The organism is Pseudomonas sp. VD-NE ins (genome assembly GCF_031882575.1).
Taxonomy (GTDB): domain Bacteria; phylum Pseudomonadota; class Gammaproteobacteria; order Pseudomonadales; family Pseudomonadaceae; genus Aquipseudomonas; species Aquipseudomonas fluorescens_BZ.
Genome location: NZ_CP134772.1, coordinates 553,669 through 568,869 on the forward strand (window position 1 = coordinate 553,669; position 15,201 = coordinate 568,869).

The 15,201-nt window shown below is 61.2% G+C and carries 11 protein-coding genes; 6 read left to right on the forward strand and 5 right to left on the reverse strand.

All coding sequences use genetic code 11. The features are described from left to right. Positions 1–36 precede the first annotated feature (36 nt). The 5 genes from parE (at position 37) to RMV17_RS02385 (ending at position 6,614) form a co-directional block, all read left to right on the forward strand. Positions 37–1,944: a DNA topoisomerase IV subunit B gene (parE, locus tag RMV17_RS02365; protein ID WP_093430155.1), complete on the forward strand. Its 1,908-nt coding sequence runs from the start codon at positions 37–39 to the stop codon at positions 1,942–1,944. Next, positions 1,944–2,933 carry an esterase-like activity of phytase family protein gene (locus RMV17_RS02370; RefSeq protein WP_034151666.1) on the forward strand — a complete coding sequence of 330 codons (990 nt, stop codon included), beginning with the start codon at positions 1,944–1,946 and terminating at the stop codon, positions 2,931–2,933. Before parE ends, RMV17_RS02370 begins: the two co-directional genes overlap by 1 nt. Next, on the forward strand, positions 2,930–3,454 hold the full coding sequence (locus RMV17_RS02375) for a TIGR02281 family clan AA aspartic protease (RefSeq protein WP_034151665.1): 525 nt from the start codon (positions 2,930–2,932) through the stop codon (positions 3,452–3,454). The genes RMV17_RS02370 and RMV17_RS02375 overlap by 4 nt, the downstream gene beginning before the upstream one ends. Positions 3,455–3,461: 7 nt before the next feature. Further along, positions 3,462–5,726, forward strand: a complete 2,265-nt coding sequence (gene parC / locus RMV17_RS02380; RefSeq protein ID WP_034151664.1) for a DNA topoisomerase IV subunit A — start codon at positions 3,462–3,464, stop codon at positions 5,724–5,726. Between the two features lie 177 nt (positions 5,727–5,903). Next, on the forward strand, positions 5,904–6,614 hold the full coding sequence (locus tag RMV17_RS02385) for an ABC-type transport auxiliary lipoprotein family protein (RefSeq protein WP_311885302.1): 711 nt from the start codon (positions 5,904–5,906) through the stop codon (positions 6,612–6,614). A 333-nt stretch (positions 6,615–6,947) separates the two neighbouring features. Here RMV17_RS02385 and RMV17_RS02390 read toward each other — a convergent pair whose 3' ends face one another. Beyond that, on the reverse strand, positions 6,948–8,453 hold the full coding sequence (locus tag RMV17_RS02390) for an AhpA/YtjB family protein (RefSeq protein WP_311885304.1): 1,506 nt from the start codon (positions 8,451–8,453) through the stop codon (positions 6,948–6,950). A 134-nt stretch (positions 8,454–8,587) separates the two neighbouring features. Between RMV17_RS02390 and serB the strand changes: the two genes are divergently transcribed. Then, positions 8,588–9,802 (forward strand): phosphoserine phosphatase SerB, encoded by a 1,215-nt coding sequence (serB, locus tag RMV17_RS02395; RefSeq protein ID WP_311885306.1) that lies wholly within the window; start codon positions 8,588–8,590, stop codon positions 9,800–9,802. Positions 9,803–9,921: 119 nt separating this feature from the next. Here the strand turns inward: serB and RMV17_RS02400 are convergent, their stop codons facing one another. The 4 genes from RMV17_RS02400 to RMV17_RS02415 form a co-directional block, all read right to left on the reverse strand. Beyond that, a complete protein-coding gene (locus RMV17_RS02400; protein ID WP_311885308.1) occupies positions 9,922–11,676 on the reverse strand; it encodes a molecular chaperone in 1,755 nt (584 codons plus the stop codon). Positions 11,677–11,827: 151 nt separating this feature from the next. Further along, a complete protein-coding gene (asd, locus tag RMV17_RS02405) occupies positions 11,828–12,688 on the reverse strand; it encodes an archaetidylserine decarboxylase (RefSeq protein ID WP_311885310.1) in 861 nt (286 codons plus the stop codon). Between the two features lie 9 nt (positions 12,689–12,697). Further along, positions 12,698–13,522 (reverse strand): thiosulfate sulfurtransferase, encoded by an 825-nt coding sequence (gene rhdA / locus RMV17_RS02410; RefSeq protein WP_034151658.1) that lies wholly within the window; start codon positions 13,520–13,522, stop codon positions 12,698–12,700. A gap of 42 nt (positions 13,523–13,564) precedes the next feature. Continuing rightward, the gene (locus RMV17_RS02415) at positions 13,565–15,103 is read right to left on the reverse strand and encodes an HDOD domain-containing protein (RefSeq protein ID WP_311885313.1); all 1,539 of its coding nucleotides are present in this window, start codon (positions 15,101–15,103) and stop codon (positions 13,565–13,567) included. Positions 15,104–15,201: the final 98 nt, after the last annotated feature.

Consider the following 15,201-nt stretch of genomic DNA (forward strand, 5'->3'; position numbering starts at 1 on the left):
TGCCCCTATTTCATGAATGACTGACGACGAGACCCTATGGCCACTCCCAGCGCTAGCTCTTATAACGCCGACGCCATCGAAGTCCTCTCGGGCCTCGACCCGGTGCGCAAACGCCCCGGTATGTACACCGACACCAGTCGGCCGAACCACCTCGCCCAGGAAGTCATCGACAACAGTGTCGACGAAGCCCTGGCCGGCCACGCCAGATCGGTGCAGGTCATCCTGCACGCCGACCACTCGCTGGAAGTCAGCGACGACGGCCGTGGCATGCCGGTCGACATTCACCCGGAAGAGGGCGTGTCGGGCGTCGAGCTGATCCTCACCAAGCTGCATGCCGGTGGCAAGTTTTCCAACAAGAACTACCAGTTCTCCGGCGGTCTGCACGGCGTGGGTATTTCCGTGGTCAACGCCTTGTCGACCGAAGTCCGCGTGCGCGTAAAGCGTGACGGCAACGAATACCAGATGACCTTCAACGACGGCTTCAAAGCCTCGGAACTGGAAATCGTTGGCACCGTCGGCAAGCGCAACACCGGCACCAGCGTGTACTTCGCGCCGGATCCGAAATACTTCGATTCACCAAAATTCTCCATCAGCCGCCTCAAGCACGTGCTCAAGGCCAAGGCCGTTTTGTGCCCGGGGCTGCTGGTCAGCTTTGAAGACAAAGGCACCGGCGAGAAAGTCGAGTGGCATTACGAAGACGGCCTGCGCTCCTATCTGGTCGACGCCGTCAGCGAATTCGAACGCCTGCCGAACGAGCCGTTCTGCGGCGCTTTCGCCGGTAACAAAGAAGCGGTCGACTGGGCGCTGCTGTGGTTGCCGGAAGGTGGCGACGCGGTGCAGGAAAGCTACGTCAACCTGATCCCGACCGCGCAGGGCGGTACCCACGTCAACGGTTTGCGTCAGGGCCTGCTCGATGCCATGCGCGAGTTCTGCGAATTCCGCAGCCTGTTGCCGCGCGGTGTGAAGCTGGCGCCGGAAGACGTCTGGGAGCGCATCGCGTTCGTCCTGTCGATGAAAATGCAGGAGCCGCAATTCTCCGGCCAGACCAAAGAACGTTTGTCGTCCCGTGAAGCGGCGGCATTTGTCTCCGGCGTGGTCAAGGACGCCTTCAGCCTGTGGCTCAACGCCAACCCGGAAACCGGTCTGGCGCTGGCCGAACTGGCGATCAACAACGCCGGTCGTCGTCTCAAGGCCAGCAAGAAAGTCGAGCGTAAACGCGTCACTCAGGGCCCTGCGTTGCCGGGCAAACTGGCCGACTGCGCCGGGCAGGACCCGATGCGTTCCGAGCTGTTCCTGGTCGAAGGTGATTCCGCCGGTGGTTCCGCCAAGCAAGCGCGGGACAAGGAATTCCAGGCGATCCTGCCGTTGCGCGGCAAGATCCTCAACACCTGGGAAGTCGACGGCAGCGAAGTGCTGGCCAGCCAGGAAGTGCACAACATCGCTGTGGCCATCGGTGTCGATCCGGGCGCGGCGGACATGAGCCAGTTGCGTTACGGCAAGATCTGCATCCTCGCCGACGCCGACTCCGACGGTCTGCACATTGCCACGCTGCTCTGCGCTTTGTTCGTCCAGCACTTCCGCCCGCTGGTGGATGCCGGTCACGTCTACGTGGCGATGCCGCCGCTGTACCGCATCGACCTGGGCAAAGAGATCTACTACGCCCTCGACGAAGCCGAGCGCGACGGCATTCTCGACCGTCTGGTCGCCGAGAAGAAACGCGGCAAACCACAGGTCACTCGATTCAAAGGTCTGGGTGAAATGAACCCGCCGCAGCTGCGTGAAACCACCATGGACCCGAATACTCGGCGTCTGGTGCAACTGACGCTGGGTGAAGACTTCGCCGAAACCTCGGAAATGATGGACATGCTGCTGGCGAAGAAACGCGCCGGTGACCGCAAGACCTGGCTCGAATCCAAAGGCAACCTCGCCGAGGTGCTGGCCTGATGCGGTTTGGCTGGGCCTTGGCGGGTGCGTTGCTGCTGAGTGCGATGAGCGTGTCGGCCGAGCCGTTGCAGGAATTGCGCGTGCTCTCCGAGCACCCGGTCGACGGCATGCGCGGCGGCAACCTGTCGGGGCTGGCCATGTGTGGCGGCGAGTTGTGGACGGTGTCGGACCGCGATGACGATCAGATCTATCGGCTCAATACCGCCGATAAGGTCTGGCAGGCCGAAGCCTTGCACATCGACGTGCCGCTGGTGCCGGACACCGGTTTGCCGTGGGGGTTGCGCTCGCGCAATTGGGCCGCGTCGTTCGTGCGCGGTGGCGATCTGGATTTCGAGGGCATCAGCTGCGACAGCGCCGGCAATCGCTACATTGTCAGCGAAGGTCATGCGGCGGTCTTGCAGGTGCCCGTCAGCGGCCCGGTCAACTGGCTGAAGATCTCGCCGATGATGGTTCGCGAAGCGCGGGCCAGCGGCATGCTCCTGCACTTCAATGCGATCTTCGAAGGCCTGGCGATCAGCCCAGCGGGCGATCAGATGTGGCTTGCCGCCGAGCGGCAAAGCCGTGGCTTGCTGCTGATCAAGCGCCAGCAGACGGTGTGGGATTGCGACGGTCGTTGCGTGCTGCTCAGCGAAGGCGGCAAGGAAATGCAGCCGCCGCAGTTCCCGAAGGCCAGAGCGGTCGACCGAGACTTTTCCGACCTTTCGTTGTTTAACGGCAAATTGTTTACCCTTGAGCGCAACGCCTTCCAGATTTGTCGGCGCGATGCGCAGACCGCCAAGGTCGAGCGTTGCTGGTCGTACGCCGCTGAACTGTTGCAGGCCAACCGCCGTTATTCGCAGAACTTCGGGTTGGAAGAGGCGCTGATCGTTGACGCTGATGGTGCATGGGTCGGCGTCGACAACAATTTCGGCCCGCGCGCCGACGGTGAGGTTCGCCCGATCGTCTGGCGCTTCGCCGCACCTGACGGTGGCTGGAGCGCCAAGCCATGAGCCAGCAACCGCCGGGCAAGCGCGCCGGTCGGGTGCTGATGATTCTGGCGTGGTGCGCGGCGCTGTTTCTGGCCACACGGTTTTTCGGCCAGTGGGAGCAGCGCCAGCAGAATCCGAACGTGGTGGTTACGTCGGAGCAGGGCGAAGGTTTTATCGAGGTGAAACTGGCCGGCAACGCCCAAGGGCATTTTGTCGCCAGTGGTCAGATCAACGGTGAGCCGGTGGAGTTCATGCTCGACACCGGCGCAACCGACGTGGCGATCCCGGCGGATCTGGCCAAGCGTTTGAAACTGGAAGAAGGTTTCGGTGTGACCCTGAGCACGGCCAATGGCTTGAGCCAGGGCTATCGAACCAAAATCGACCGCCTGCAACTGGGCGACATCGTGCTGCGGGATGTTCGCGCACTGGTGGCGCCGGGGCTGCATGGCGATCAGGTACTGCTCGGCATGAGCGCCCTGAACAAACTTGAATTTACTCAGCGCGGTGGCACCATGCTGCTGCGCCAGACAACGAACCGATGAGGCCTGCATGAGCAACCCCCTTGATCTCAGCCTGGACGGTGTAGAACGCCGCTCGCTGGCCGACTTCACCGAAAGTGCCTACCTCAACTACTCCATGTACGTGATCATGGACCGTGCCTTGCCGCATATCGGCGACGGCCTGAAACCAGTACAGCGTCGCATCATTTATGCGATGAGCGAGTTGGGTCTGGACGCCGATTCCAAGCACAAGAAGTCGGCGCGTACCGTCGGTGACGTGCTCGGTAAATTCCACCCGCACGGCGACTCGGCGTGCTACGAAGCGATGGTGCTGATGGCCCAGCCGTTCAGCTATCGCTACACGCTGGTCGACGGCCAGGGTAACTGGGGTGCGCCGGACGATCCGAAGTCCTTCGCCGCCATGCGTTACACCGAAGCGCGTCTCTCGCGTTATTCCGAAGTGCTGCTCAGCGAACTCGGCCAGGGCACTGCCGACTGGGGTCCGAACTTCGACGGCACCCTGCAGGAACCGCTGGTGCTGCCGGCGCGTCTGCCGAACATCCTGCTCAACGGCACCACTGGTATTGCCGTGGGCATGGCCACCGACGTGCCGCCGCACAACCTGCGTGAAGTCGCCACCGCTTGCGTGCGTCTGCTCGATGAGCCGAAAGCCACGGTCGAGCAGCTCTGCGAACACATTCAAGGCCCGGACTATCCGACCGAAGCGGAAATCATCACGCCGCGCGCCGACCTGCTGAAGATGTACGAAACCGGCAAGGGTTCGGTGCGCATGCGCGCCGTGTACCACGTCGAAGACGGCGACATCATCGTCACCGCGTTGCCGCATCAGGTCTCCGGTGCCAAGGTGCTGGAGCAGATCGCCGCGCTGATGCAGGCGAAACCGTCGAAAGCCCCGCAGATCGCTGACCTGCGCGACGAGTCCGACCACGAAAACCCGTGCCGCATCGTGATCATTCCGGTCAACAGCCGCGTCGATCACGAAGCGCTGATGCAGCACCTGTTCGCCAGCACCGAGCTGGAGTCGACCTATCGGGTCAACGTCAACATCATCGGTCTGGACGGCAAACCGCAGTTGAAAAACTTGCGCGCGCTGCTGGTCGAATGGCTGGAATTCCGCGTGCTGACCGTGCGTCGCCGCCTGCAATTCCGCCTCGACAAGGTCGAGCGACGTCTGCACCTGTTGGACGGTTTGTTGATTGCCTACCTCAATCTGGATGAAGTGATCCACATCATCCGCACCGAGGAACACCCGAAAGCCAAGCTGATCGAGCGTTTTGCCCTCAGCGAGATTCAGGCCGACTACATCCTCGATACCCGTCTGCGTCAGTTGGCGCGCCTGGAAGAGATGAAGCTGCGCGACGAGCAGGACGAACTGCTCAAGGAACAAGCCAAGCTGCAAGCCCTGCTGGGCAGCGAAGCCAAGTTGAAGAAGCTGGTGCGTACCGAGCTGATCAAAGACGCCGAAACCTATGGCGACGACCGCCGTTCGCCAATCGTCGAGCGCACCGAAGCCAAAGCGTTGACCGAACACGATCTGCTGCCGAACGAGAAAGTTACCGTCGTGCTGTCGGAAAAAGGCTGGATCCGTTCCGCCAAAGGTCACGACATCGACGCCACCGGCCTGTCGTACAAGGCTGGCGACGGCTTCAAGACCTCGGCGGCGGGGCGTTCCAACCAGTCTGCCGTGGTAATCGACTCCACCGGCCGCAGCTATTCGGTCGCCGCGCATACGCTGCCGTCGGCGCGTGGCCAAGGCGAACCGTTGACCGGTCGTCTGACGCCGCCGCCGGGCGCTTCGTTTGAATGCGTGCTGATGCCGGAAGACGACGCGCTGTACGTGATCGCTTCCGACGCCGGTTACGGTTTCGTGGTCAAAGGCGAAGACCTGCAAGCCAAGAACAAGGCCGGTAAAGCCCTGTTGAGCCTGCCAAACAACGCCAAAGTGATCGCACCGCGACCAGTGGCCGATCGTGAGCACAACTGGCTGGCCTCGGTCACGACCGAAGGTCGCCTGCTGATCTTCAAAATCAGCGATCTGCCACAATTAGGGAAGGGCAAAGGCAACAAGATCATTGGTATTTCCGGTGAGCGTGTGGCCAGTCGCGAAGAATATGTCACGGACATCGCCGTGCTTCCGGAAGGCGCCACCTTGGTGCTGCAGGCCGGAAAACGGACCCTGTCGCTGAAGGCCGATGACCTCGAACACTACAAGGGTGAGCGTGGACGTCGTGGCAATAAGCTTCCAAGGGGCTTCCAGAGAGTGGATGCGCTGCTCGTCGAAAACCTCAATTAGGCGTCCTAGAGAGCTCGATCCACGATTTAACGCGTAGATCGACGCTTTGGCGCTGGAGTCGGAACGCATATTCACGGATGATATGGCCTTTCCAAGCGCCGGCGTGGCCGAGCGTTCTTCATATTTATTGAGTATTTTCACTGTGGTCAGCCTTGTGGCGGCCACCTGGACGGGATGATGACAGCTCTGCGCCCCCTTATTTTCCTGCTCGCCGGCGTTTTGGGCCTGGCGGGTTGCAGCGTTCACCAGCCGGTGTCGCTGTATCAACTGGACAGCGGAAGTCCGGTTCAGCCTGCGCAAAGCGCAGGCATGGCGGTTTTGTTAGGCCCGGTAGTCGTAGCCGATTACCTGCAACGTGAGACATTGCTGCAACGTCAACCCGATGGCAGCCTGCAAGCGGCGACCGACGGTCGTTGGGCTGGCAGCCTTTCGTCGGATATCGATCAGTTGTTGATGCGTCAGGTTGCTGGCCATCTGGATAGCCAGCGAGTGGTACTGGCACCGGCCACCACGGGGTTCACTCCGGATGTGCAGGTGTTGTTGACTATTACGCGTCTGGATTCCGGTGAGAAACAACCGGCAATTCTCGATGCGCAATGGCGCTTGATTGATCGCCGTGGTCAGGTGCGCGATAACCGCATCGTTCATCTGCAGGAACTGCATGCCGGCAGTACCGCTTCGCAGGTGCAGGCACAGGGTATTTTGCTGCAGCGTCTGGCCGAGCAGTTGTCAGTGGCGTTGAAACCGCTGGCAAACCAGCCTCCGGTGGCCGAGGCGCCGCGTAAAGCAGCACCGAAGCCAGCAGCGCCAGCGGCGGAAGCCGAGAAGCAGCCGAAGATTCCAATGGCATCGCCGATTCGTACGGATATGGAAGTGTTCCGCTTCTAAGCTGGATCGAGTCAGAACAGAGCCCGCCTTGTGCGGGCTTTGTTGTGTCTGGGGGCTAGAGGATCAAAAGCCCCTCATCGGAACGCCGCCCGCCTAACCCTCTCCCGGAGGGAGAGGGGACCGATTGGGGGATATTGCAGAGTTACGCCGACCTGATCGTCCTGCTGTGAATCCATAATCGACTCGATTTGTCAGGTCGATGTATAGCGTCAGACACCTCGGTCAGTCCCCTCTCCCTTTGGGAGAGGGCTAGGGTGAGGGGGAAAGTGCAGGCAACAAAAAAGCCCGCAGATAATCACTCATCTGCGGGCTTTTGTGTTTCAGGCTTAAGGCTTAAGCCCGGCGCTCATGCATCCGCGCCAGTTGCCGCTCGAGCATCGATGGATAAGGCTCCATCAATCGCTCCACACAGCAAGCACCCTCAGGGCTGGCGATCGGCCGGATCCGCGCGCGCTGTCGGATCAACGCATCGTCACTGATCTTGCGTTCAACCAGCAGCAGGTTGCGGCTGTGCTGCGACAAGGCCAGGGCATCCTGCGCCGAATCGGTCAGCAACAGATCAATCTGGCTCAGACCAAACAGCTCATCACCCAAGGTCAGGCCCAACTGCAATTGCAAGGTAATGCCACTGTCCGCGACTTCAATCTGCAACTGATGACCCAATGCCCGCAGCAGTTCACCGCAGCAGATCGCGTTGGTCAGGTAATCGTCGCCGCTGTCTTCGGTGTGGAACAGCATCAGCGTGCTGCCGTCGTTCAGGGTTTCGATTTCGCCCTGATACAACGAAGCGGCCTGATCGAGGCAGTCGCGATAGCGTTCCTGCAATTCTTCCAGGCGTGCCCGTGGCAAGCGGCGCAGTTGCTCCTGCGAGCCCAGTTGCACGGCCAGCACGGCGGTGTGCTGCGGCACGCTTGGCGACGGTTGGCGGATAATGGGTTGGGGCGCGACATTGAGCGACTCGTCTCGCAGGTCGGCGAATGCGTCATCGTCATCATCGTCTTCGACGGTGCTGACCAAATGTCGCGGCGCCGGCTTCTGCGCAGCCATCGGACGGGTTTCGTCGAAACTCGGATCACGCAAGTTGCGCACCTCGAATTCCGGCTCGTCCTCTTCGTCCTCGAACTCAGGCTCCGGTTCAGGTGCAGGCTCCGGCGCGTAGTTGGCGTGCAGCTGACGCGCCAGATCGCCGATTTCATCCTGACGATCGATGCCCGGCGTGTGCTCGTCGATACGGCGCAACCAGACGCGCAATTGCAGCAACGGCGTCGACAGGTAGCGACCCATGCGCAGGCTCAAGGCCAGCGACAGCGCCAAAAGAATCCCACTGAGAATGCCCATGCTTTGCAGGCTGATGGTCATTGGCTGCTGGAACTGATCCATGTCCAGGCTGATGCGCAGTTGCCCGGCGGTCACGTCCTGGAAGGTGATCTTGCTCTCGTACATGCCTTCGGCTTCGCCCAGCAGGCTGTGCTTGGGCCGCTGACCGGACTCGGCGAGGATGCGGTTATCCACGCTGTAGATCGCCGCGTGGGCCACCAGTTTGTTCTTGGTCAGGTTGTTGAGCAGCACGTTGAGGCTGAGGATGTCGTTGGACACCAACAGCTCGGTGGCCGAGGTCGCGGTCTGCGTGGTCAGGCTTTCGCCCAGCGCATCGGCCTGCTGGTGCATGGCCTGCTTGAATTGCAAACCCATCACGCCGGCATAGATCACCAGGGCCAGAGCGACCAGGATCACGTTATGGCTGGCAATGCGCAATGCAATCGGTACACGGCGGTGGCGCAGTGCACGGAAGATCAGCAGGAAGAAGTTATCGGTTTTAACTGGCGTGGGCCGGTTCACTGAGCTCGGCTCTTTTGTCCGTGAAGTTGACGCGCAGTATAGCGACAGGCCCTAGACCGGCAAAGCGCTCGCGGTGCCCGATGGTCACTGAAAGTGGGTAGAATGCGGTTTTTTTCCAGTTGCGGGGGTGCGCGTTGCGCGAAATCGTCCTGATTAACATCACGGGAGTCGACCGTCCGGGTCTGACGGCAGCCATTACCGGTGTTCTGGCACAAGGTGGTGTGAACATTCTCGACATCGGTCAGGCGGTGATCCACGACACCCTGTCGTTCGGCATCCTGGTTGAAATTCCCGATTCCGAGCAGGGTAAATCCGTGCTCAAGGACATCCTGTTCAAGGGCTACGAGCTCGACCAGCAGGTGCGTTTCACGCCGGTGTCCGAAGAGGATTATCAGCAATGGGTGGGCAATCAGGGCAAGAAGCGTCACATCGTCACCCTGCTGACCCGCAAAGTGACCGCTGGCCAATTGCAGGCCGTCAGCTCGATCACCGCCAAATATGGTCTGAACATCGATCACATCGACCGTCTGTCGGGTCGCATGCCGCTGGACACGCCAGCCGACAAAGGCAAAGGCTGCATCGAGTTCTCCGTCCGTGGCGAAGCGGCTGATCCGCAGGCGCTGCGTGCCGAATTCCTCAGCGTTGCCCAAGAGCTGAACGTCGACATCGCCTTCCAGGAAGATTCGCTGTTCCGTCGCAACCGTCGTCTGGCGGTGTTCGACATGGATTCGACCTTGATCGAAGCCGAGGTCATCGACGAACTGGCCAAGGCTGCCGGGGTTGGCGAACAAGTCTCCGAAATCACTGAGCGGGCCATGGCCGGCGAACTGGATTTCCGCGCCAGCTTCAAAGAACGTCTGGCCTTGCTTAAAGGTCTGGATGTCAGCGTGCTGAATTCGATCGGTGCTTCGCTACGTCTGACCGAGGGCGCCGAAACGCTGTTCGCCGAACTCAAGCGTCTGGGTTACAAGACCGCGATCCTCTCTGGCGGCTTCACTTATTTCGCCAAGCAATTGCAGGCCAAGCTCGGCATCGACTACGTGTTCGCCAACGAACTGGAAGTAGTTGATGGCAAGTGTACTGGCGTGGCGATCGAGCCGATCGTCGATGCCCAGCGCAAGGCTGATTTGCTGAAAGAGCTGGCGCACAAGGAAGGTTTGCGTCTGGAGCAGACCATCGCGGTCGGCGACGGCGCGAATGACCTACCGATGCTGGCAATTGCCGGGTTGGGTGTGGCGTTCCGCGCCAAACCACTGGTCAAGCAGTCGGCGAAGCAGGCGATTTCGACGTTGGGGCTGGATGGCGTGTTGTATCTGCTGGGTTTCCGCGATCGTGACGGGCAGCTCTGAGAGCTCTATCGCCTGACTTGGCCTCTTCGCGAGCAGGCTCGCTCCCACAGTGGAAATGCATTCCAGTGTGGGAGCGAGCCTGCTCGCGAAGGTAGCGCCGCCGATCCATTGGCGGGCACTTAAAGCGACTTCCACAACGAATCGAAATCCTCCTCACTCCCGCCATTTTTCGCAGCCTCCAGCGAGCGATAGGCAAACTGATTGAAGCTGTGCGTGCTCGCCACCCGTCGATCCAGCCCGGCGCGGTGTTCTTCGCCCTGGGTGTTGATCAGCACTTTACTGCCTTCCTGAAACGGCAAGCGCGGCGCCAGCAAGGTTGCCGGCAAATCTATCGCACTGATCTCCGGTAACAATAATCCGCGCAAATACTGACTGTGATCGTCCCGTGAGCGCACCAGTTGCAGGCCGCAAGGCTGGGCATGTGGCGCCACCAGCTCAATGCCCATTTGCATGCCGCCGCCGCGCACCTGGCGGATCCAGCGAATGACCGCGATGCTCCAGCCCAGACTGACGCTGTCGTGGATGCCGAGCATTTCTCCGGCCTGCAACTCGGCGGGCACTTCATTTGGCCACGCCAGGCAATAACCACCGGGGCTGTGATTGATCACCTGTAGCGCGTAGGTCGGGTAATGCGGTGTACTGTCGGTGCCGCTTTCGTCCTCGAGCAAATGGTCGTACTGGATTTCCTCGTAAGGCAAAAATTCATCAGTTTTGCTCTGCGGTGCAGCGTCGAAGGCTTGGCTCCAACTGTCCTTTTCACCTTTGGCGACGGCACTGCTGAAATTCGCCGAGCGCGTTCCGGGGTGCTTGAGCAGCTCGCTGAAACTGCGCTCGCCACCCAGATAAAAGTGCAGGGCGCTCATGCCCACGCACACGGTCAGATGTCCTTGGCCGACGGTGCGCTGAAAGCTGCGCTCGGCGGCTTGTCCCCAGGTGGCGTGCAGGTGTTGCAGGGTGTCGAAGCTCAGCCCGGGCGGAACGGGCAGCGGCGTCGATGTGGGTTGATGCTGCAAATGCGCTTCGATGGCGTTCACCAGCGGCTGCGGATCGAAGCCGAGCAATCCGGCCTGTTCTTCGCTGCGAAACATGTTGCGATAGCGCGGGCCGGCATCGATTGCCGGGCTGATCGCAAACAGGCCTTCGCTTGAGCGACCGGGATGTAATTTGAGCAGGGCGCTCCACGGTTCGAGCACTTCGGCCAATCGGGCGATCTGGTTCTGCCGCAATTGATTGCAGCGGGCACTGCCCAGGAGCAGGGCAGCGATGTAAGTCTGTTCCAGCGTGAGTTCGGTGGTAAGGCTGGCGAGATCGTCGTGGACCCGGCGCTGTTGCAGTTGCAGTTCGCAGGTGATGCGATACAACTGATGCAGTTCGAACCACGCATGCTCCGGTGGCGAGCTATACAGCTGCGTGGCGCGCAGCACCTGGCCTTTGAGTGCATGGGCCGCCCGTTGCAGGGCGGTGCTGACCAACGCCGCACGATCCTTGCTGTACTTCGGCGCAATTCGCAGCACGATTTGCTTGTAGCCGATGGCCAGATGGCTTTGTAGTGCCTGGCACAGATTGCTGATCTTGCGCGAACGCTCGTCGAGCATGATCGCCTGATGCAGGAAGTGCCGCTCCAGATGCTGGCAGACGAAATACACCTCGGGGCGCAGCAGCTCCAGCAGGTTGAGGCGGTTGTCGCTGGGCGTGAGCAACTGGTTGAGTTCGCCCAGGCCTTGATACAGCAGGCGGGCGGTTTCGCCGATGTTGGCCTTGGGCAGGCCGGCGATCCAGCGCTTGAGGTCGCGCGGGGTGGCTTCGCAAAACGACAGGCGCGTTTGCGTCGGGATCGGGGCGCTCAGCGGTGGGGCGGAGATGGTCTGGCTCATGCCAAAAACCATAGCAGCAAATGGACGAACCGGCCTTGAACCTGTAGGAGCTGCCGAAGGCTGCGATCTTTTGATGTTGATTTTAGAAACCAGGATCAGAAGATCGCAGCCTGCGGCAGCTCCTACAAGGGGGCGACCGTCAGTCCGGGGATCAGGCTGTTGGCAGCGCCAAGCCTTGGCCCATCTGCACTGGCGAACCGGCGACCAGTTCTTCAGCCCATTTAACCTGATCCGGCCCGAACAGCACGATCGCGGTCGAACCCAGCTTGAAGCGGCCCAGTTCGGCACCTTTCTCCAAGTGAATCGGCGCGCGCGCGGCTTCGTCGTAGCGGAAGGTTTTCAGTTCACGCTTCGGCGGCGTGACCAGGCCGGCCCACACGGTTTCGATCGAAGCGACGATCATCGCGCCCACCAGCACCACAGCCATCGGCCCGCGTTCGGTGTCGAAGATGCACGCCACGCGCTCGTTACGGGCGAACAGTTCCGGAACGTTTTCAGCGGTGGTCTGATTCACCGAGAAGATCCGGCCCGGGATGTAGACCATTTCGCGCAGGGTGCCGGCCAGCGGCATGTGCACGCGGTGGTAGTCCTTCGGCGACAGGTAAATGGTGGCGAAGTCGCCGCCCATGAACGGCGCTGCGTTGGCTGCATCACCGCCGAGCAATTCGAGCACGCTGAAGCTATGGCCCTTGGCCTGGAACACGCGACCATGTTCGATCGGGCCGAGTTGGCTGACTGCGCCGTCGGCCGGGCTGAGGATCGCACCCGGGGTTTCGTCCAGCGGACGCGCGCCGTCTTTCAGGGCGCGGGTGAAGAAGGCGTTGAAGTGCTCGTAAGCGGTCAGGTCTTCGACCAGCGCTTGCGACATGTCCACTTGATAACGCTTGGCGAACCACTGGGTGAAGGCATTTTTGAACCAGCGCACGCGGCATTCGGCAATGCAGCCGGCCAGGCGCGACAGCAGGTGATGAGGCAGCAGGTACTGGCTGAGGATAAACAGACGCTCTTTCATTAGTTGTCCTTAAAAACCTTGAATCTCGACAGGCGTGTCAGGGTGGTTACCCCATTCGCCCCAGGAACCGGCGTAGCCCTTGACCCGCGGATAACCGAGGGACTTGGCCACCAGATAAGTGAAGCCCGACCGGTGGTGGGTCTGGCAGTGGGTAATGATTTCTTTGTCCTTGGTGATCCCCAGGTCTTCGAGGATCTGCGGCATGTCCGTGCGAATGCGCAGCTGACGAGCCTTGTCCATGCCCGCCGTCCATTCGAAATTGACCGCGCCGGGGATGTGCCCGGCCTTGGCGGCCAGTACTTTCTCGCCGGAGTATTCCAGCGGCCCGCGCGCATCCCAGATCGCCAGATCGGCGGCGCCAAGACGACTTTGCAGGTATTCGCGGGTTGCCGTCGGCTCTTCGTGCAGAATCAGCGGCAGCGGGCCACCGACGACCGCCGGCACTTGAATCGACATCGGCATGCCATCTGCCAGCCAGGCTGGCAGACCACCGTCTATATAGTGGTATTTGTCGTGACCGATCACGTCGAGCAGCCAGATGAAACGTCCGGCCCAGCCGCCACCTTCGTCGTCATACACCACGTAGACCGCGTCTTTGCGATGGCCCAGCTCACCGAACAACGCTTCCAGATCGGCTTTCGCCGGCAGCAGCCCCGGCGCCGGCGGCTGGCCAAGCTGCGTGCGTTTCGGGTCGACAAAGCGTGCGCCGGGGAGATGACCTTCGGTATAGCGGGCAGCGCTGGTCAGATCCACCAGAATCAGTTCAGGGGAATCGAGGCGCGGGAGCAGGTCGCTCGGCTCGATGACGAGCGGCAAGCCAGAGAAGTCAGACATGTGAGGTCTCCAGGGCACAAAGGGGGGGATTGTAGCGCAGCCTCATCGGCCACGGCTGCTAAAGCTGTGCAGGGCTTTTTCGATGCACTGCGCGGTTTTGCCAAAGGCTTGCACGGTGATGTCGGCGAACGGCCCGCCGCCCTGATCGGCGACGACAATCATGATCACCCGGCCGTTATTGACCAGTGAGCGCAGGAACAGATGCTCGCCACGAAACAGTGTGCGCAGGCCCAGTGGCAGCAGCGCGGAGAATTGTGCGTTGTTGTCCGGGGTAATCCGCACTTGCGCCTGTTGCGCCAGCAGCCGTTGCAACACGCTGCTCTGGCTGACGACAAAATTCAGCGCCGCCGCTTCTTTCGGCAGCCCGGCGGTTTGATTCACGCGCAGATTCGACTGCGTACGGTCGGCCATCAGGATCATCACCCGGCGCATGCCGCTGGCGACCAGCGCATCACGGGCGGCGACGGTCAGGCTCATCGCATTAGTGAAGCGGCTGGGCTCGGCGAGCAGTTCGGCGCATTGCTTGCGCCACTGGCCCAGGTCTTCAGCGCTTGGCGCGGCGGCGGGCAACATGCCGGCCGGCAAACGACGGGTGCCCCACGGCCACAGCAATGAAACCGCCGGGTGCCACAAATCGGGCATCGCATGCTGACGCGCACTGTTGGCGGCCTGCTGGTGCAACTGTTGTTGCACCTCGTCCATGGAAATTTGCAGATAAAGGCTGGTGAGGTACTGCCAGCGTTCGCTGTGCGGACTGTCCCAGGCCTGTTGTGCCGACAGCGCCAGACCGTTGGCCAGCAACACGGTGTTGGCCGGCTGGTTGAGCCAGCGGCGCAGGGTCGGATCGTCGTCGAGGCGATTCTGCTGGCGCAACGGATGTTCGCTGTCGCGGGCGATGCGCAGCACTTTGACCAGTTCGCGTTGCTCACTGAGCAGCAGTTTATAGCCCTGCTGCACCCAGATCGGCAGATGCCAGGCCTGCACCAGTGCCTCGGCGATTTTCAGCAGGCGTACGCCGAACAACTGCTGTTCGACCACGCGCGCCGATTCGCCCTTGTGGATAACCCGCAGTTCCCATTCTTCAAGCAGTTGCGGATAGGTCAGCGCCAACGGCCACAACGGTGACAGAAACAGCAGGCTACCCCAATGAATGTCCTGCCACAGCCGCGCCAGGCGACTGGCGAAAAAACCGTTGGCCTGTTGCGTCGCGTGCTGGCTGATCATTTGCAGCTGGCGCAGGGCCTTGGGGATTTGCATCTGCGGTTCGGCGGGCAGACGCGCCAGCAGTTCTTCGGTGCGGGCAAGGCCGAGTCGATTGATCGCCACCTCGAGATTTTCCGCTGGCGTGGCCATGGTGCCGTGGGTGTGACGATTCGCCTCACGGATGATGCTCAAGGCCAGTGCCGGGCTGTCCTGCATCAGGTCGGCGATGTCGCGCAACGAGCTGCGATTGTCACGGATCGCGCGGCAGACTTTGTCGTGAGCCTCTTGCGGCACGGGCAGTCGCACGCCATCGAGCAACTTTACCCAGCCGTCGAGGGTGGTCGGTTTTGCGTGTGGGACGTTCGTTTCATTAGCCATGTCTGGACGGGATCTTCACTGACTGTAGACGCGCCCGGCATGGGCTAAATTGGCTTTTCGCCTGAACTGGCTATAGTCTGGCGCAGTTTTGCCGATAA